Annotated in this window: 15 protein-coding genes; 8 read left to right on the top strand and 7 right to left on the bottom strand. The window is 43.2% G+C overall.

What is annotated here, in order from left to right; genetic code table 11:
- Positions 1-117: 117 nt before the first annotated feature.
- From M0Q51_07525 to M0Q51_07495, 7 genes are read left to right on the top strand one after another with little or no spacing between them, the layout of a single operon-like run.
- A complete protein-coding gene (locus M0Q51_07525) occupies positions 118-1,935 on the top strand; it encodes a CoB--CoM heterodisulfide reductase iron-sulfur subunit A family protein (protein ID MCK9399831.1) in 1,818 nt (605 codons plus the stop codon).
- The gene (locus tag M0Q51_07520) at positions 1,932-3,122 is read left to right on the top strand and encodes a 4Fe-4S dicluster domain-containing protein (GenBank protein MCK9399830.1); all 1,191 of its coding nucleotides are present in this window, start codon (positions 1,932-1,934) and stop codon (positions 3,120-3,122) included. The genes M0Q51_07525 and M0Q51_07520 overlap by 4 nt, the downstream gene beginning before the upstream one ends.
- Positions 3,123-3,133: 11 nt before the next feature.
- Positions 3,134-4,870 carry a CoB--CoM heterodisulfide reductase iron-sulfur subunit A family protein gene (locus M0Q51_07515; protein ID MCK9399829.1) on the top strand — a complete coding sequence of 579 codons (1,737 nt, stop codon included), beginning with the start codon at positions 3,134-3,136 and terminating at the stop codon, positions 4,868-4,870.
- Between the two features lie 4 nt (positions 4,871-4,874).
- Positions 4,875-5,309, top strand: coding sequence for a hydrogenase iron-sulfur subunit (locus tag M0Q51_07510; GenBank protein MCK9399828.1), 435 nt, complete (start codon positions 4,875-4,877; stop codon positions 5,307-5,309).
- Positions 5,302-6,282 carry a F420-nonreducing hydrogenase gene (locus tag M0Q51_07505; protein MCK9399827.1) on the top strand — a complete coding sequence of 327 codons (981 nt, stop codon included), beginning with the start codon at positions 5,302-5,304 and terminating at the stop codon, positions 6,280-6,282. Before M0Q51_07510 ends, M0Q51_07505 begins: the two co-directional genes overlap by 8 nt.
- On the top strand, positions 6,279-7,748 hold the full coding sequence (locus tag M0Q51_07500; protein MCK9399826.1) for a Ni/Fe hydrogenase subunit alpha: 1,470 nt from the start codon (positions 6,279-6,281) through the stop codon (positions 7,746-7,748). The genes M0Q51_07505 and M0Q51_07500 overlap by 4 nt, the downstream gene beginning before the upstream one ends.
- Before the next feature lie 27 nt (positions 7,749-7,775).
- Positions 7,776-8,186 carry a hypothetical protein gene (locus tag M0Q51_07495; GenBank protein MCK9399825.1) on the top strand — a complete coding sequence of 137 codons (411 nt, stop codon included), beginning with the start codon at positions 7,776-7,778 and terminating at the stop codon, positions 8,184-8,186.
- A gap of 41 nt (positions 8,187-8,227) precedes the next feature.
- Here M0Q51_07495 and M0Q51_07490 read toward each other — a convergent pair whose 3' ends face one another.
- From M0Q51_07490 to M0Q51_07460, 7 genes are all read right to left on the bottom strand, one after another.
- Entirely contained in the window at positions 8,228-10,273 is a 2,046-nt protein-coding gene (locus M0Q51_07490; protein MCK9399824.1) for a transketolase, read from the bottom strand.
- 118 nt (positions 10,274-10,391) lie between these two features.
- A complete protein-coding gene (locus M0Q51_07485; protein MCK9399823.1) occupies positions 10,392-11,528 on the bottom strand; it encodes a 4-phosphoerythronate dehydrogenase in 1,137 nt (378 codons plus the stop codon).
- Between the two features lie 98 nt (positions 11,529-11,626).
- The gene (locus tag M0Q51_07480; protein MCK9399822.1) at positions 11,627-12,739 is read right to left on the bottom strand and encodes a hypothetical protein; all 1,113 of its coding nucleotides are present in this window, start codon (positions 12,737-12,739) and stop codon (positions 11,627-11,629) included.
- 58 nt (positions 12,740-12,797) lie between these two features.
- A complete protein-coding gene (locus M0Q51_07475) occupies positions 12,798-13,955 on the bottom strand; it encodes a TlpA family protein disulfide reductase (protein ID MCK9399821.1) in 1,158 nt (385 codons plus the stop codon).
- Between the two features lie 116 nt (positions 13,956-14,071).
- Positions 14,072-14,581, bottom strand: coding sequence for a hypothetical protein (locus tag M0Q51_07470; protein MCK9399820.1), 510 nt, complete (start codon positions 14,579-14,581; stop codon positions 14,072-14,074).
- 388 nt (positions 14,582-14,969) lie between these two features.
- The gene (locus M0Q51_07465) at positions 14,970-15,812 is read right to left on the bottom strand and encodes a DUF4249 domain-containing protein (GenBank protein ID MCK9399819.1); all 843 of its coding nucleotides are present in this window, start codon (positions 15,810-15,812) and stop codon (positions 14,970-14,972) included.
- 2 nt (positions 15,813-15,814) lie between these two features.
- Entirely contained in the window at positions 15,815-18,163 is a 2,349-nt protein-coding gene (locus M0Q51_07460) for a TonB-dependent receptor (GenBank protein MCK9399818.1), read from the bottom strand.
- Positions 18,164-18,524: 361 nt separating this feature from the next.
- Here M0Q51_07460 and M0Q51_07455 point away from each other — a divergent pair, with 361 nt between their 5' ends.
- Entirely contained in the window at positions 18,525-19,544 is a 1,020-nt protein-coding gene (locus M0Q51_07455; protein ID MCK9399817.1) for an endonuclease, read from the top strand.
- Positions 19,545-19,653 lie beyond the last annotated feature (109 nt).

Here is a 19,653-nt window from a genome sequence, read left to right as displayed (position 1 = left end):
TGTATTAATGATAAAAATCATATTCCAACATGATTATTATCATTTGTTATTCTATTAACAGAGCCTAACTTGCTCGCTTTTAATCTCGTGTAAATTCACTATTAAAATTTCAGCATAATGATAAATCCAAGGTCATCAGCCATATTTTTCGGAAGCATGTTCAATGGAAGCGCTGACAGCTTGAGACAGGAAGATGTTGTTGTGGAACTTCATAAGGTAATAGAAACCGGACCGGTGTGGAACGAAAAAACAGTGCCTGTCTACGATCCTGCAGCGATGGCAAAACAGATCAGAAATCTTCAGGTGAAACGGATTTTAGTTGCGGGCCACAATGTCGGCTTTTACAAAACATTTCTTACAAAATCTATGTTGATGGCAGGTCTTGACATCCAGGACGTTGTTCTGCTTAATTTCCGGGAATATGGCATATTCAAAAAAAGCAGCGCACCTTTTGCAGCCTCAGTCATAATATGCGGGCTTTTTGGTGTGGATTTATCATCGGTTTATCCGCCTGAAGAAGCTCCGGTCCATGCTGCTACACTAGTGATTGGCGGTGGTATTGCCGGTATCCAGGCTGCGCTGGAAATCGGGAATAGTAAAAACAAGGTTTATCTTGTCGAAAAATCGGGAACCATCGGCGGACATATGGCAATGTTTGACAAAACCTTCCCAACGTTGGATTGTGCCGCTTGCATTTTGACTCCTAAGATGGTTGAAGTGGGTCAACATGCTAATATTGAGATTCTTACTAATTCAATGATTTCTTTTATCAGTGGAAAAGCGGGGAATTTTACTGTAAGAGTTTTAAAGAAAGCCCGGCGTGTTAGCCTGTCGGCCTGCATCGGATGTGGCACCTGCGCGGAAAAATGTCCGAGAACTGCTCCCAGTGAGTTTGATGCTGCAACGACTTTGAGGAAAGCCATTTATATACCATTTCCTCAGGCAGTTCCAAATAAATACCTGATTGATCCGGAGCATTGTACTTATGTTGAAAACGGTAAATGTGGTGTTTGTGTCAAGGTATGCCCAGTTCCGGGTTGTATCAACCTTGATGAAGAAGATCATGAGGTTGAATTTGCAGTAGGAAACATCATCATTGCAACCGGATTCAAGACTTTTGATGCACGCAGAATTGAAAATTATGGCTATGGTAAATTTCCAAATGTATTGACATCTCTGGAGTTTGAGCGATTACTCAATGCTTCCGGCCCTACTGGTGGAATGATCAAATTCAGATCGAAAGATAAAAAAGGCAATTGGGTGTTTTCCCCGGAAAATGAAGAGCCAAAAAGCATTGCCTTTATACATTGTATTGGCAGCCGTGACGAGCATTATAACAAATATTGCTCAAGGGTTTGTTGCATGTACTCACTTAAAATGGCCCATCTTGCCAGGGAAAAATTACCTGAAGCTTCTATTTATGAGTACTTCATTGATATGAGGGCTTACGGGAAGGGGTATGAAGAATTTTACGAACGGGTGAAAAAGGAAGGCATCCACATTCAACGCGGAAAAGCTGCCAGGGTTCTTCCTTCCGGTGACAAACTGTTCATCAGGACAGAAGATATTGAAGGTCAAAAGATTGTCTGGCAGGAGGTCGACATGGTTATCCTTTCAGTTGGCCTGGAACCGAGTGAAGGATATGAATGGTTGAGTGAAATGCTGGGTATTCCGGTGGATGAATACGGATGGTATGTGGAGAGTAATTATTTGAATAATCCTGTTGATACCCATGTTTCAGGTATTCATATCGCCGGAACCTGCCAGGGGCCTAAAGATATTCCCGATACCGTCGCCCAGGCTTCCGCTGCAGCTTCACGGGTGCTTCAAAGTATTATTAAAGGAAAGATCAACAGACCTATTAAGGATGTTTATCCTGAAGAAATAATACCCAGGTTAAAAAGGATGATTGAAAAAAAGGAGGAAGTATTATGAGCCAATTAGTTAACGACCAGGTTAAGCTTGATCTGCTGAAGTTTGGCGTAAGAGATTGGAATGATTGCTTTAACTGTGGCAATTGCAGTGCGATTTGCAAGCTGACCGAAGAAGGCTTTCTTTTTCCAAGGAAGGTCATCAAGCAGGCACAACTTGGGTTAAAAGACAGTATGGTGGCAAATCTTGACCCCTGGCTGTGCTATTATTGCGGGGAATGTTCCGAATCCTGCCCGCGGGATGCCAACCCGGCAGAGATCATGATGTCAATGCGGCGTTACCTGACTTCACTTTATGACTGGACGGGATTGTCGCGTAAATTTTACACCTCGAAGTTCTGGGAAGTTGGTGTGGTATTAACCTTTTTTATGCTGGTTCTAGCGGCATTTGCCATTTTTCTGCCACCTAACCGTGATATGTTCTCAAATCCTGCGAATTTTATTAATTCACAAGGCGGTGTAATGATCAATAGCCTGGTAGCAGGCATATCCGCGGATCAATTTGTTAAAATCATTGAGTGGTCTGATTGGATCATGGCCATTATCATTGGAGGCATCCTGATTTCCAATATTATCAGGATGTTTATCCTGTCAATACTCAGGGATAAAAAGTACAAGGTTCCATTTTATGCCTATTTTACAGAAGCCTGGTCACTTATTTACCATTTTGTAACACAAAACAAGTTTTATCATTGCGATCGCCGGAAATACTGGTTTGGCCATTTCCTTCTTATGTCCGGTTATACTATGATGTTCATTTTTATTGTAGCCATGTTAAAACGATTTCAGACAGAAGAGGTTTATGCATGGTATCATTGGCAGCGCCTTCTCGGATATTATGCCACTTTTGGAATTCTTTTCTTTCTGGGGATCGCCACTTACCAGCGTATTATTAAAAAGGACTATAAATTCAAATATTCTCATGCTTCTGACTGGTTATTCATTGTCATGCTAGGCCTGACTACTATTTCAGGGATAGTACTTCATTTTTTCAGGCTAAGCGGGATACCTGTGACCACTTACTTTACCTATGTCATACATATGGCGATTCTCGTTCCCATGATCGTAATCGAGGTTCCTTTCTCGAAATGGTCGCATCTTGCCTACCGGCCTTTTGCTATTTATTTGTATCGTTTGAAAAAGAAAGCGAGGACAGAAATGGTTATTCAGAATTCACTTGCAACTGTATAAATTGAATCAATATGGCTGAAAAGCGAATAGGGGTGTATGTATGCTGGTGCGGGTCCAACATCGCCAGGATGGTTGATGTTGAAGAGGTGTCATCTCACATTTCTAAGATCCAAGATGTCACCGTAGCGCGTAATTATCAATACATGTGTTCTGACCCGGGACAAGATCAGATAGTCAATGATATCAAGGAGTTCAAGCTGAATAGGATAGTGGTTGCTGCTTGTTCGCCCCGCATCCATGAGTTTACTTTCCGAAAAGCCCTTGAACATGCCGGTTTGAATCCCTATTTATTGGAGATGGCCAATATAAGGGAACAGGTTTCATGGGTTCATAATGACAGAAGTGAAGCGACACAGAAAGCCATAGCCCTTGTAGCAGCGGCAGTGCACCGGGTCAGGTGGCATGAGGCGCTTGACAAACGATTGGTTGATATTAAGCCTTCAACCCTCATCGTTGGCGGAGGAATTGCCGGTATGACCGCGGCTCTTGAAATCGCAGATGCGGGGAAGCAGGCTTTTCTAATCGAAAAGTCAGAACATCTTGGAGGTATCGTAGCAGAAGTCGACCTGACGTTTCCATATTTCGACAGCACCCAGCAGGTCATTCGCTCGGTCATCGACAGGGTACTCAACCTTCCTAACATCCGGGTATTTCTGAATACCAATCTTGAAGAGGTTTACGGATATATCGGAAATTTTGAAACCAGCTTTAATTATCAGGAGGAGGAAGTTAAGCTGGAGTTTGGTCATATTGTTATAGCAACAGGGTTAAAGCCATTTGATCCGTCAATCATTCCCCAATATGGGTATACTAAGTATCCCAATGTCATTACATCTTTTCAATTTGAAAACATGCTCAAGAGAGGCAGGATTGTCACCAGCAGGGGAGATGAACCGAAAAATGTTGTGATCATCCATTGTGTCGGAAGCCGTAATTCGCATTACCATGAATACTGTTCAAGAACCTGTTGCTCCACGGCGTTGAAATACTCCAACCAGATCAGATCAGCCTTGCCACATGCTTCTATTTACCAGCTATATGCTGACATGAGGTCATATGGCAAAGGTTGCGAGGAATTATACCGGGATACTTCAAGAAAAAACGTGCTTTTTTTAATGTTTAATCAAAATGATGGCCTTCCCTTGATCCGCAAAGGAGCCAGGAATGAATATCCCAACCTTGTTGTTGAGGTTGACGAGAAATTAACCGGCGAGCAGGTCCTGGTACCGGCCGATTTGATCATCCTGATGGTGGCTATGGAGGCTCATGATACGGCGAAAAGCGTTGCACACATGACCGGAATAGCCATGTGCAGTAATGAATTTTACATCGAAAAGCACCCTAAACTTGATCCGGTAGCCACAACCACAGATGGTGTATTCATTGTGGGAAGCTGCCAGGCGCCGAAGGATATCCCAAATACAGTAGCGCAGGCGAGAGCAGCCACTGCCAGGATTCTTGCCAACATCAGCCTTGGAAAGATGAATGTCGAGGTCACAACTGCATCAGTTAACGAAGAAATTTGTTGCGGATGTCAGACTTGTATCAGCTTATGTCCCTATACTGCGATAAGTTATGATATGGATAAAAAGGTCTCAAGGGTTAATGAAATCCTTTGCAAGGGTTGCGGCACCTGTGGCTCCTCATGTCCGACAGGGGCGATAAGGAGCAGGCACTTTACCGATCAGCAGATACTCTCGGAAATCAGGGAACTGATTGTAAAATCAAAAGAACTTATGGAGGTATAAATTTATGAGTTATCAACCGACCATTCTGGCATTTCTATGTAATTGGTGTGCCTATACAGGTGCAGATCTTGCCGGTACATCCCGGATGAAATATGCAGCCAATGTCCGGATCATCCGGGTCATGTGTTCAGGGAGAATTGAACCCACCTTTGTTCTGGAGGCTTTCCGTGAAGGGGCCGACGGGGTTCTTATCTGTGGCTGTCATCCCGGTGATTGCCATTACCAGTCAGGTAATTACAAGTGCCTGAGAAGATATCATCTACTTAAAAAATATATCACCCAAATGGGTATCGAGGAGGAAAGGTTATCGCTGGAATGGATCAGTGCCAGCGAAGGCAGACAATTTGCCGCCCTTGTGGATAAATACACGGAATCCATCAGAGCGTTGGGTCCAAGTAAAGTTTGCGAAAACGCTAAAATAAAAGTTGCACATGAGTGATTCAAAAGAAAAAGCCAAATTGAAGCTGGCTGTTTACTGGGGAGCTGCTTGCGGTGGATGTTGCGTGTCAGTGCTGGATATTCATGAAAAGCTCTTCGCTGTAGTTGAAGCTGCTGACCTGGTTTTCTGGCCTATCGCCCTGGATGTCAAATACAAGGATGTCGAAGCCATGCCGGATAAGTTTATAGATATTACTTTGTTCAATGGAGCAATCAGGAATTCGGAGAACGAACATCTTGCTAAAGTACTTCGCCAGAAATCGAAAATTTTAATCGCTTATGGAACTTGTGCCCATTTGGGCGGGATTCCGGGACTGGCTAATTTCTTTAATAAGGATTTAATATTTGAAAGGTTATATGATGAATGTGAATCAACGGTAAATCCGGACAAGGTCAGACCTTTGACTGAGCAACACATTGCAGGTTTGCATTTACGTCTTCCGGAGTTCTATAAGGATGTTTACACGCTAAATGATGTTGTTCCGGTTGATTATTTCATGCCCGGGTGTCCGCCTCAAAGCGAACGTCTGGTGGAGGTACTTGAAGCGGTTTTTTCTGGTGCGGAATTGCCGCCAATAGGCAGTGTAATCGGGGCAAATGAAAAATCACAATGTGAAGAATGTGAACGGAAAAAATCCGATAATAAAAAGATCAGGCAGATTTTCAGGAGTTACGAAATTGAAGATGATCATGAAACCTGTTTCCTGGAACAGGGTGTTATCTGTCTGGGACCAGCTACCCGCAGCGGATGTGGCACGCGTTGCATCAAAGGGAATGCACCCTGCCGGGGCTGTTACGGGCCTCCGGCTGATGTTATTGATCCGGGAGCGAAGATGATGTCAGCTATTGCCACGATGATTGATTCGGATGACCCGGATGAAATTGCCCGGATTATACAAGGATTTCCTGATCCGGCCGGAACTTTTTACAGATTTTCATTACCTGCGTCAATATTACGGAGGAAGGTTATATGAAACAGATCACAATTGACCCGATCACCCGATTGGAAGGTCACGGTAAAATAGAAATTTTACTGGATGATAATGGTAATGTCGAAAACGCTTTTTTCCAGGTGCCGGAATTGAGAGGATTTGAAAAGTTCTGTGAAGGACGCCCAGTTGAAGAATTGCCTCAAATTGTTACAAAAATCTGCGGCGTTTGTCCCGGTTGCCATCACATGGCCTCAGGAAAGGCCTTGGATGCTGTATACGGCCTGGTTCCTCCACCTACGGCTAAAAAGTTACGTGAGTTATTTTATATGGCCCACTTTGTACACAGCCATATTGCTCACTTTTACGCTCTGGCTGCGCCTGATTTTATTGTTGGCCCGACGGCTCCTCCAATGGAGCGGAATCTTCTTGGTGTCATAGGAAAAGTTGGAAAGGAAATCGTGGCTGAGGTGATCAAACAAAGAAGATTTGCCCAGGAGATACAGGCTTTACTTGGAGGGCATCAGACTCATGTGGTTATGAATATTCCGGGTGGGGTCAGAAAAGGATTAACAGAACAAGAGAGGGATGATGTGGAGAAAAAAGCCAGAGGATTTGTCGATTTTGCCAAATTTAGTCTTCAACTGTTTGAGAATGTTGTGCTGGGCAATCCCGATTATCTTGACCTTATTACGAATGGCCCCTACCGGTTGACATTGCATTCCATGGGCCTGGTTGATGAGCATAATTATGTTAATTTTTATGATGGCAAGGTGAGAGTAGTTGATACTGTTGGAAACGAAATATGCAAATATGAACCGAAGGATTACCTGGATTTCATCGAAGAGCACGTGGAATCCTGGAGTTATTTAAAATTTCCGTATTTGAAACAAATCGGATGGAAAGGTTTAATTGAAGGTCAGCAATCAGGCCTATACATGGCAACACCTTTATCGCGGTTGAATGTGGCTGATGGTATGGCCACACCTCTCGCAAACGTGGAATATGCTAAAATGTTTGATACTTTCGGGACCAAACCTGTCCATTTTACTATGGCCATGCATTGGGCCAGGCTGATCGAGCTACTCTATGCCGCCGAGCACTGCCTGGAACTTACACATGATCCGGATATTACCGGCACTGACCTCAGAGCTCCTTTGGGGAAAATCGTCGGTGAAGGGGTTGGTACAGTGGAAGCGCAACGAGGTACGCTCACGCATCATTATTTTACTGATGAAAAAGGTATAACTAAAAAGGTTAATCTTATTGTTGGTACCACGAACAACAACGGCGCAATCTGCCTTTCAATTAAAATGGCTGCAATGCAACTGATCCGGCCTGGAGAAGAGGTTGATGAAGGGAAACTTAATTTAATCGAAATGGCTTTCCGTGCATATGATCCTTGCTTTTCCTGCGCAACTCACCATTTGCCCGGAAAGATGCCAATGGAAGTAAAGGTCAGGGATGCAAATGGAAAAATAATTCAAACAATCATTAGGAAAGGGTCATGATATCATTAATCTATAAAATCCTGAAATATGACAAAGGTAATTGCATTATCAGTCAGGTGCCCTCATTGCGATGAATCGCTAATGGACGGGAATCATCTCATCAATAATAAACCAGGAATCAGACTACATATCGAAACTTCCAACAATCAAAAGGGAACGATGTGGTTGAGTTCGATTTACGGAGATTATAATTACAGTTCAGAATTTCATATACCTGACAATGAAATAGTTGTATTAACTTGCCCACATTGCAAAGAGAATCTCAAGAGAAAAAATGTTACCTGTGATATCTGCGATGCTCCTATGGTTTCTTTTAATGCAGATGTTGGTGGAAGAGTGAGTGTTTGTTCAAGAAACGGGTGCAAAAATCATTATGTGGTTTTTGATGACCTCGATTCTGTCATCCGGAAGTTCTATGAGGAATATGGTTATTCTTAAATCAGGAACGGACTCAATTTTCGATTAAAGAATTCCAAATATCAAGTTTCAAATTTCAAAAATTCTGTCACTTGATTCACCACGTTCTCCGGTGAAAATCCGAATTTTTCATCCAGGACCTGGTAAGGGGCGGAGAAGCCGAAGTGGTCAAGCCCGAAAACCTTCCCTTTGCATCCTGCAAGTCCCTGGAGGGTGACGGGAAGTCCTGCTGTAAGTCCAAATACAGGGACATCTTCCGGTATGACACTTATTTGATACGCTTTATCCTGGAGGCGGAACAAACCTTCCGAAGGGGCCGAAACAACCCTGGCATGAATGCCTTTCTCTATTTCAAGCAGATCAGCGCTTTCCACCAGCGTAGATACTTCCGATCCGTTGGCCAGCATGATGATATCGGGCTTTCCACTGGTGTCCCTGACAATATAGGCCCCTTTGCAGATCTGCCCGGCTTGTTCAAAGCGGGAACCACCGGGAAGGGCAGGGATATCTTTGATATTCTGGCGGGACAGTATCAGGGCAGTAGGGCTTTTAGTGTTTTCCACAGCCATCTTCCAGGCGGCAATAGTTTCGGCGCCGTCAGCGGGGCGAAGAACCAGCAGTCCGTTACCACCGTGGTGATTTTTAAGTTGTTCCAGCAACCGGAGCTGCATCTCTTGCTCCACCGGCTGGTGCGTCGGGCCATCTTCTCCGACACGGAAAGAGTCGTGGGTGAAAACGTATTTCACCGGTAAACGCATCAGGGCAGCCAGGCGTATGGCCGGTTTCATATAATCCGAGAAAACAAAGAAAGTGCCGCAAGCCACAAATATACCTCCATGCAAGGCGATGCCGTTTGCAATTGCGGCCATGGTCAGCTCGGAAACGCCTGCATTCAGGAACCCGCCGGTAAAGTCACCCGGTTTAAAAGGTTTGGATGATTTGAGAAATCCTTCTGTCTTGTCACTGTTCGAAAGGTCGGCTGACATTACGATCATATTACCTAAGTGAGCTGAATAGTAAGCAAGGACATCCCCTGATGTATTGCGGGTTGCCGCATCAGGTTTGAGGGGGATAGCTTTGTAATCAATGTAAGGCGGTTCATTGGCGATACACTTTTTCCATGTGGCAGTTAGTCCGGGATTAAGATCCTCCCATGTATGCTGTGTGGCTTTCCTGGAATCAGTCTGATCTCTTTTTTTGCTCAAAATCCGGGTGTAATATTCTTTGACATCAGGGAATACCTGGAAGGGTCTTGCCGGATCGCCGCCCAGGTTAAGGATAGTTTTCTCAATAGAAGCCCCTGCTTTGGAAAGTGGTTGTCCGTGAGTAGAACCGAGGCCTTCCATTTTTTTACCATCTTCCGAAAGGGTCCCAAAACCCATAATCGTTTTACCGATGATAAGACAAGGACGATGTTTCCCGGTCACAGCATTCTGCAAAGCCTGCCTGATTTCACCGGCATTGTTGCCGTTGATGGATTGCACATACCAGCCCCAGGCTTCGTATTTCGCGGCTGTATTTTCACAGGTAACTTCATTGACTTTTGTGGAGAGTTGGATACCGTTGGAATCGTAAAACATGATCAGGTTATTTAACCCCAGATACCCCGCGATGCGACCCGCTCCCTGGGAAATTTCTTCCTCTATGCTTCCGTCGGAAAGATAGGCAAAGGTTTTATGTGACATCCATTCCCCGAAGCGCGCAGCAAGGAAACGCTCTGCAATAGCGGCTCCCACTGCTATCACATGTCCCTGCCCCAGCGGCCCCGATGTGTTTTCAATCCCGCGGAGCAGGTCAAGCTCAGGGTGGCCTGGCGTTACGCTATTCCATTGCCGGAAATTTTGCAGGTCTTCTGTGGAGAAATATCCACACAGATGGAGGATGGAATAAAGCATGGGCGACATGTGGCCGGGATCGAGGAAAAATCGGTCGCGCAAGGGCCAGGTGGGATCATCCGGATCGAAATTCAGAAATTCAGTGAAAAGGATGTTGATGTAATCAGCACCTCCCATTGCTCCGCCAGGATGGCCGGAGTTGGATTTCTCCACCATGGCGGCGGATAAAATGCGGATATTGTCGGCAGCACGGTCAACAATCGGTTTGCTCATTTTCGGGCATAGTTACGTTGTGAAAAATAGTGAATTGAGATGACAACAGACAAAATTAAAAATTAAAATTAAAAAACCGTAAGACAGAAGACAGAAGACAAAAGACAGAAGATAAAACTCAGAACTCAGAACTCGAAGAAAATCCAATTTTATGCAGCATTGATAGAAGTTCTGTCCTTGAATTTGAAATATGTACCCGGTATGCGCCAAACTCGCGTCTGACCGGGTAATGATTCCGGAGGTTTTCGAATTGGGAAGGATCCTTCCGGAAGATGGCATCATCATGCCGAACATCATAGCTTGCAAGAATAGATTCGAATATTACCAGCTCATTTGTATTGCCCCGGGCATTTATTTCAATCAGCGGATTTTCAGGAAGTGGTAGGGGCGATGGATACCAATCATCAATTCCGAAGTTGAAGAAGCGGCTGGCGGCCTGCACGCAGGCAACTGTTCCGTTTGCTTTGCCTTCCACGGAATAACCTGCGATGTGGGGAGTGGCAATGCCGGCTATTTCCAGCAGTTCTCTGTCAGGATTTGGTTCATTTTCCCATACATCGGCAGCAAATCCGGAAATTTCACCTCTGCAGACGGTGTCTTTAACTAAATGAGTATCGATAACAGGGCCACGTGCGGTATTAATGAGCAATGGTTTTTTTCTGAGCTTTTTAAAAAACTCCTTATCCGCCATGTGATATGTTTTATCCGGACCTTCATGGGTGAGGGGCACATGGAAAGTAATGATATCAGCGGTTTCCTGTATTTCTTCAAGGGATACAAAACCACCTATATTTTCAGATCTTTCCCTGGGGGGGTCATTGAGCAGGGGAACCATGCCCAGTGCACTGGCAAGCTGGGCTATTTTGCTACCGACGTGCCCTACGCCAATAATACCGATCTTCTTGCCCTGCAGGCTGAATTTATGTCTTAATGCCAGATTGACCAGGGCGGATGCCAGATATTGCCTGACAGACGAAGCATTGCACCCGGGGGCATGATGCCAGCTGATCTCCTTTTTTGAACAATAATCCGTGTCGATATGATCAAAACCGATGGTAGCCGTGGCGATAAACCTCACCGGTGTTCCTTCCAGCAGGCTGGCATTACAAAATGTTCTTGTCCGGATAACCAACCCGTCAGCCTGCAGGGCGAGTTTGTGGTCAATCTGGCCGCCTTTCGTATAAATAATCTTTGCGAAAGGTTCGAGAACGCCTTTCAGGAAAGGGATGTGATCATCGGCAATAATGGTAATCATTAAAATTAGAAATTTGAAAATAGAAATTTGAAATTAGAAACCAAAGTTTTGGTTTTAGCTACTTTAGTGACAAAGATACATAGAATGGGTTTCAAACTTTATCTGAATGCATCCAGCTCTTCCCGTTCTTTGCCTTTCTGACTGTTGATAAAGGTTTCAATATCAGTAACCAGGGCATCGGTCTTAGTTTTATCTATATCCCCGCTGGGGAAGTCCCTGGCCGTTTTCAGGGTTTTGATATAATCCGATAAGAAATTAAAAAGGAGGGTGTTATATTCTTTTTTGAAAGAGCTGACAGCCTGCTGCAGGACCGGGTATTTTCTTGCAAGAAGCTGGCTCTTCTGAATTTTAGGGTCATGAATGATGCCGCTATAATTGATGCCATCTGCAGCAGGGTCCGGTAATAACTTTGCCAGTTGCATCAGCAGGTTGCTTTCTTTGAAATCAAGTTCAGTGTAGAGTTCCTTTTTGTAATCCGTTACCGACTGGATGAGATTAGCGAACTTTCTATTAAGTGCATCAAGACCTTCCAGGTAATCACAGGAAGCAATAATGAGCGCATCATAAAAGTCAATGTATTCCTTCAATTCATTTCGGAAGGCTGAAATTCCTCTATTCTCAAAAGCATCCTGCTGTTCAACAGTGACATCTTTGATCCGGCCACCTTCTTTTTCAACTTCAGTCCGTGAGGTTGTAAAACCGGCAACAATGTTGATGATGGCCGCCACAACAGAAGTGACCGGATTAGTATTAGCGAGTGAGGAAACAACCGGATTATCAATGATTTTACTGATGACCTGCGAAAATCTTTTTTTATCTCCTTCATCTTTCAATGCCTCTTTAAAATGCTTTTCCGAGGCAGAAAAAATTATTTCAGTGAACCGGAAACCGAGGATATCGCTGGTCGGGTTGTTTGCCTGCATTAACTTGGTAAACAAGCCGGTTACAGCAATTTTATCGGCTGTATTCTTAAAATCGAAATCAAGTTGTGAAACATTCGTGAAAGCTTCGAATATTTCGTAACGCAAGGTGCAATAAGCCACACTGTCGTTCGATCTGCTTTCCGACTTCAGTTTATCATTCTCTTTCTCCAGTATTTTGATCCTGGATCTTAATTCATCCAGTTGTTTTTGCAGGTCAGTTGCACCCGGCTGGCTTTGCGAATATGCCCATATCAGCAAAAACGAAATTGTTATTAAGATTGATTTCATCAAAAAGTGATATATATCCTGAAGGTCTGAACATAATTAAAGTATGGCCGGGTAATCATCAAAGGTTTTGGTCGATGGCATTTTTTATAAGTTCTTCAAGGTTTTCCGTATATCCTTCTAATTTCCATAATACTTTGCCGCTTTGGGCATCCATCAGGATAAATAGCGGATAACCACTTCTGCCATTGACCTTAACGGCAAGTTTTTCTTTGCCACCAAGCAGCACAGGAAATGAAATGTTTTTCATGTCCATAAACCGCTTAATCTTTTCCTTGTCGGAGTCGACTTCATTTACACTGTAAAAATGAATACTGTCTTTATATTCATTGAAGAGTTTTTCGATCACCGGTGCAGCTTTCATGCAGGGAAAACAACCTACGTACCATAGATCGAAAAAGATCAATCCTTCTTCCGGCAGTCTGAAAGGATTTTCTTCCAAATCATACAGTTCTATGGATTGTAAAAAAATATCCTGTTTCACGCTATCCGATTGTGATTTCTCAAGTCCATCTATAGCTATATAGTCTGGAATAATCTTCTTATAATCATTGAAACAGGCAGGCAATACGACTTGATCAGTCGTAGGGAAAGTATAATTCCGGAAGGTTTCCTCTTGAAAAAGACGGACAGTCATTCCCTTGAAACCAACATCTTGTATCATTGAATAAATCAGGCTGTCAGAATGCTTTATCAAGATTTCCACCCGAAGGTCAGAAACCTCCTCTGGTTTAGTCGCAATGTCAATTGAAACCAAATTATATAGTTCATTTTCTCTGATGATTCTCCAAAATGGGTTCACTTGATTAATTAGTGTATCTATAGTGTATAAACTAACAGGGAAATGTTCCAATAAATAATTTCTACCTGCACCATCGATTCCTTTTCCAATAAACCGCAATTCTTTTTCCTGATGACGAACGTACCATACGGAATCACTATAAAGCAGTAATTCATCCTGTTGGGTAGAGTTTATAATATGTAAAAAGATGATGGAGTCACCTTGCTTTTTGACTGTAACCTTTGCTTGAGAATATGCCGTATCCAAGTCAAATAATGCCTTTTTTTTGGAAGAGACTTCATAGGAAATATTTTCGAGGAAGAATATTTTTAAGACCGAATTTAGAAATGGATCTCCGGATTGTGACTTTTCACTGCTTACTTGGGAAAATAGCACATTGGCAGAGAGAAGAAAGATCAGGAGTAGCCGTGTTTTCATATTAATTAGCTTAAATTGGGTAAAGGAAAGTGTAAACTCCTTCAGAGAGGATTTTAATTAATTTATCTTATCCGATATTTCAATCTGAAAGAGTTTACACTGAGTAAATTATCATTTTAGAAACCAATATTAATATTGATTGAGAAGGAGATTGACATGTTACAATGGCCACCACCTTCACAATTACACATGATCAATGGAATCCAATTCCCTATCGGCCATGTAATATCAGGAGTGCATGATTCACATGGATTACCGGTGCATGTAAATGTGGCACTTCCACCACCCCCGGGTGCGTTTGGGATGGGATCAGGTGGATTTTCGACAATAAAAGCATCATTCTTAATTTTAACTAGCATCACACCTATATTTGTCACTTTATCCTTATTTCCGGATACAGGGTAATAAACAAAGAAGCGGTCGCCTTCCGGCGCTGTGCTGACCTGGAAATCTTTCCCCAAGGCTCCGCTATTTCCCAGGCTGTTCATAAAGAAAGCTTTCAAAGCATCCGGATTGGTGACCTGGAACTTACCGTTCTTTATTTCACCGATCTTCAGCTTTTCCTGCGCTTGTCCATTGGCTATTATAGCCAGAAGGATAACAAAAGTAAAAAGTATTTTTTTCATAATCCGTTGGTTTAATTTCAATTTCGCCTACTCTATCAGCCCTTTTCGGCAACCGGGCATATTTCCACTTTCGCAGTCCAACAATTCCACCCCAACATATTTCCGATAAGCTGTCCGAAAGGAAGAACCGGCGCCGCTGCTCCTGTTATCAAGAGTAATTCGATGATTATCAACCTGTATAATTAAACAGGAAGAGCAGTGTAGTAAATTAGATTGTAAGCCAGATTTTTTTTGAATCAATAACTAAATTCAAATTTGTCCGTTTACTCAATAGAATAAGAGGAATATCCGGGTGGCCAACCCACGATGATACCGGACAAACATGAATCCTTTTTCTTGTTTATCCGGAAAAATGAAAAATATACCCGGTCGGTTGGGAAATATTTTTTTAAGGTTGAAAAACCTTTCTGGAATAGGCTACTGCATAAGCAGCAAAAAAACCTACGGCGCCGTTACTGATATTGCTTTTGACATTTGCCGGCGGGCCGCTGAACAACGGATTCTGAAAACCGGTTTCAGATTGCAGAGTCTGGACGAAATTAAAATATTCTTCGGTAATGTTGCAACCCTGGAAAGTAATTGTGTCGCCAACCCTAAGCACTTCCCTTTCGTTTGCCTGATTGAGGAAACCTACGCCAATTCCATTGGTATAATTACCGTTGAAGAATCCATCATCGATGACAAACCGGTTTCTGATGGTATCGGTAAGCATTTCGCCGTTTTTAAAAATGTTAAACATATAGAAGTCCCTGGTGGGGGGATCCTGGTAGTAACAGGTGACTTCATAAAAACCTTTTTCTCCCCAGTCGGGCTGGTAAACTAATCCGATTGAATCAATCGGGTAAATGGGGTTAACAGATGAAGTTGCCAGATAAGTTTTGTGTCCGTTTAGCTCCCCTGCCAATTCAATTCTAAGGGTATATGTTCTTCCCGGTAAGGCGAAGAACAGGGGAGAAGTCGCGTATTTTCCGGGTTCCAATTCTGTAAGGCTTTCCGTATTACCCTGATCATCAGAGATTTCCAGGCTGGCACCTGTAACAGGCGGCGGAGCTTCATTGTAATAATAACTGGAAGTAGTGGATAATTCGATATAATGCCGCGTGGTATCAGTTGTTATGGCACCGTAAACAACCAGTCGTGTAAAGGAATCATCCAGTTTAATGTCAATGCGCTCGGTGCAAGACGTAAGAAATATAAAAATAGCTGGTATGATCAAAAATATCTTTCTCATGATTAAAATCTGAAGTTAAAAGTAACAGCCGGTATGACACCGAACAGGTAAGTCATTTCAGCGTAGGTTTTGTAAGGGTTTTGAACGTCCTGAACAAAGTTAATGGCCCAGGTATTATGGCGGTTATAAGCATTATAAACTGAAAAGATCAAATCCCATTTGAACCTGTGGTCGTTGGGTTTCTGGTGCAAGGTAACTGACAGGTCTAACCGGTGATAGTCTTTTATCCTGTAAGCATTCCGATCAGAATAGATGGGGACTATGGCTCCATCGATGACGGCTCTCCCGGTGGGGAATGTGACCGGCTTTCCGGTTGAATAAATCCAATTGGCTGAAAGACTGATGCGCTGGCTGGCTTCAAAATTCATGACTATAGATACATCATGCGGCGAGTCATAAGGCGCGGGATAAGTTTTCCCATCGTTGATGTCCTTGAATTTCCTCCAGGTCCGGGAGTAGGTATAACTGACCCATCCGTTCAATCGTCCTTCAGGAACTGCAATCATCAACTCAATGCCATAAGCCCATGCTTTACCAAAACGCAATTCGCCTTCCAGTTGTTTATTGAGCAATAACGTTGCATGATCCTTAAAATCAATGGCGTTACGCATGCTTTTATAGTAAACTTCCACCGAAGTTTCAATGGTATTCCGCCTTAGGTTCCTGAAATAACCGGCAGCAACCTGGTCGGAAACCTGAGGTTTAACGTTTGGGCTGGCGGCAAACCAGATGTCGAGCGGGGTTCCGGCCGTTGAATTCTGAGCGAGTTGCAAATATTGGTATGTGTGAGAATAGCTTGCTTTTACTGAAGAAACCTCATCCAAAACATAAGTCATCCCAAGTCTTGGCTCTAGACCCGAGTAAGTGTGATAAAAATCTCCCTGGCTGTATTTGGTGGAATCTGCCAGCTTGAAATATTGATCATACCCGTAAACTGTGGCTGGTCCGACATTTTGAAACAGGGAAAAACGGAGACCGTATTTCAGGGTCAGCCGGCTGCCTATATCCTGATCGTTGCTGATATAAACCCCGCTTTCCAATGCGTGGGTCCGGTCAAGTGCATATCCTGTAAACATGCTTTCATCACCGGTTCCTTTGGCTTTTCCAGGGTCAAAAATGTGCAGGATGCTGCTGAAACCAAATCTCAACGTATGATTTGTAGTTGGGTAGTAAGTGAAATCACCTTTAACCTGGTAATCCTGAAGTTTGGAAATCCATAGAAATGAATTGGGATCACTCTCATTGGCCGTTCCCAGGCCGTATTCATAGCGGGAATAAATCGTTGTGAAATTACTGAAAAGCCTTTGTGAGAACAAATGGTTCCATCTGGCTGTTGCCGTAGAATTTCCCAGCTTCATATTTGCAAAAGGATTTTTGAAAACATCCCTGCCGAAATACCCCGAAAGATAAATCCTGTTATTCTCATTAAAAGTATGATTGATCTTTGCGTTAAAATCGTAGAAATAAAGGCGGCTATCCTGAGCGCCTTCATTTTTGGAAAGTGGCAGGAAAAGGTCAGCGTAAGTCCTTCTTCCTGAGACAATAAACGAGGTCCTGTCTTTGATGATCGGCCCTTCAATGGTCAGCCTGCTGGATATCAGCCCAATACCGCCTGTTCCTGAAAACTTTTTCTGATTCCCGTCTTTCATCCTGACATCGAGCACCGATGCTAACCTTCCCCCATATTGTGCCGGCAAATCGCCTTTATATAATTTAACATCCTTAATGGCATTATTGTTAAAAACCGAAAAGAAACCGAGGAAATGTGAGGGGTTATAAACAGTCGCTTCATCCAGCAGGATGAGGTTCTGATCCGGGCTGCCACCCCTGACACTGAATCCTGATGATCCTTCGCTGACAGACTGGACCCCCGGTAAAAGCTGGATCGCTTTGATAATATCTACTTCACCCATCAGGGCGGGTATTTTGTTGATGGTCTTTACATCCATTTTTACGATGCTCATTTCCGGAGCTTTGACATTTGCATCGGTTCGCTCAGCTTTTATCTCAATTTCTTTTAAGGTTTGAGAAAGAGGATTTAACTGAATGTCCAGAACAATATCTTTTTCAACTGTGACATTATGAATCTGCGATTCATAACCCGTGTATGAGAAACTAAGGGAATATTGCCCTTTGGGAAGGCTTACGGAGTAAAAACCATATTCATTCGCGACAGAACCCGTGCCAATCTCAGCAACGAGAATGGACGCGCCAAAGAGGTCTTCTCCTGTTTCAGCATCTTTCACATGGCCACTTACCGTGTAACGTTTTACAGACGGGTCTGACTCTCCGTCGGCAAAAATGGTCATGATAGGAAACAGGATCAGGAGAATAATTAGTTTAAGCCTCATAGTTTGGTTTAATACGTGCATAAACGATCGAAAGGCGCATTTGTTATGCAGTTAATGATTGAATTCATCTTTTAGAATACATAATCTATGATTCATAAGACAAATGATACTGAAAAGAGTTGCACCCTTGAAAATATTTTATTCCAACCGGGTATATTTTGATAAAAACCGGATAAATATAAAGAGTAGAGTCTACTCTTACTGGCAGATAACTTTAAATGCCACAAAAACACCAAGACACCAAATTTCACAAAACAATGATTATTAAGTAAATAACCTTGGTGAATTTTTGTGTTTTAGTGCTTTGGTGGCAAAAAATGCTTATTCGGGATAGACTCAGCATTCAAATGATTTCAATGTTATGAAAAAAGTATTTTTTCTTATGACCGGATTGATTGGGTTGATCATTGCTGAAACGCAGGCTCAGCAGGCCCGAATTGTCTTTTACAATGTGGAGAACCTGTTTGATACCCGGAATGATTCCCTGACAAATGATGAGGAATTTTTACCGGAAGGTGACAAGAACTGGACGAATGAACGTTTTCGTCGTAAAATTGTCCGTATTTACCAGACTATTGTGGCCCTGGGTGAGGGAGAAATGCCGGCTGTTATCGGTCTAAGCGAAATCGAGAACCGGGACGTGCTGAACAGGTTGATCTATGATACGCCATTGAATAGGATAGGCTATCATATCATTCACCGGGAATCGCCCGATGCGAGAGGAATTGATGTGGCTATGCTTTACCGCCCGGACATTTTCGAGCCGGATTCATCTGCCTGGTTGAAAGTTCCTTTGCCCGGAGGTGAGGCTACACGGGAAATCCTGCTGGTGAAAGGCAGGATATGGAAAAATGACACTATTCATGTCTACGTTAATCACTGGCCTTCCCGTTACGGCGGTGCGGGCGGATCAAATGCAAAGCGACTGGCGGCAGCCAGTATGCTGGCGGTGTCTGTAAAGCAGTTTTTATCTTCAATCCCTTCTTCCAATATCATTATCATGGGCGATTTTAATGATGAACCCGGAGATGAAAGCCTTCAGGTCCTGAATAAAATATTGGTGAATGAAGGTGCGGACAGTCATTCGCTCCTTATCAATCTTTCGGTTAAAACTTCATTGACTGATATTGAAGGCACGATAAAACACCAGGGGAGCTGGAGCGTCTTTGACCAGATCCTCGTTTCACCTTCCTTGATAAGTGGAAATAATGGATTGAAACTGGTGAGCGAAAAAACTGAGATATTCAGGGCCGGCTTTCTTATGGAGCCAGATGAGACTTATACCGGTTATAAACCTTTTCGCACTTATTCAGGCCCTGGCTATAACAATGGGTTCAGCGACCATCTGCCGGTCAGTATTCTGATTGAAAAAACGGAATGACCTTGTTGCTTTTGTCAGATAATGACATTGGAGCCATTTTTGTAATGAATGTCCGGCAAAATGATATTTTTAATGCCGGTTTGATTAGCTTTACGCATCAATATCAAGG

The organism is Bacteroidales bacterium (genome assembly GCA_023229505.1).
Taxonomy (GTDB): domain Bacteria; phylum Bacteroidota; class Bacteroidia; order Bacteroidales; family JAGOPY01; genus JAGOPY01.
The sequence above is the reverse complement of the archived record's forward strand: the minus strand, read 5'-3'. Positions and strand labels throughout refer to the sequence as shown.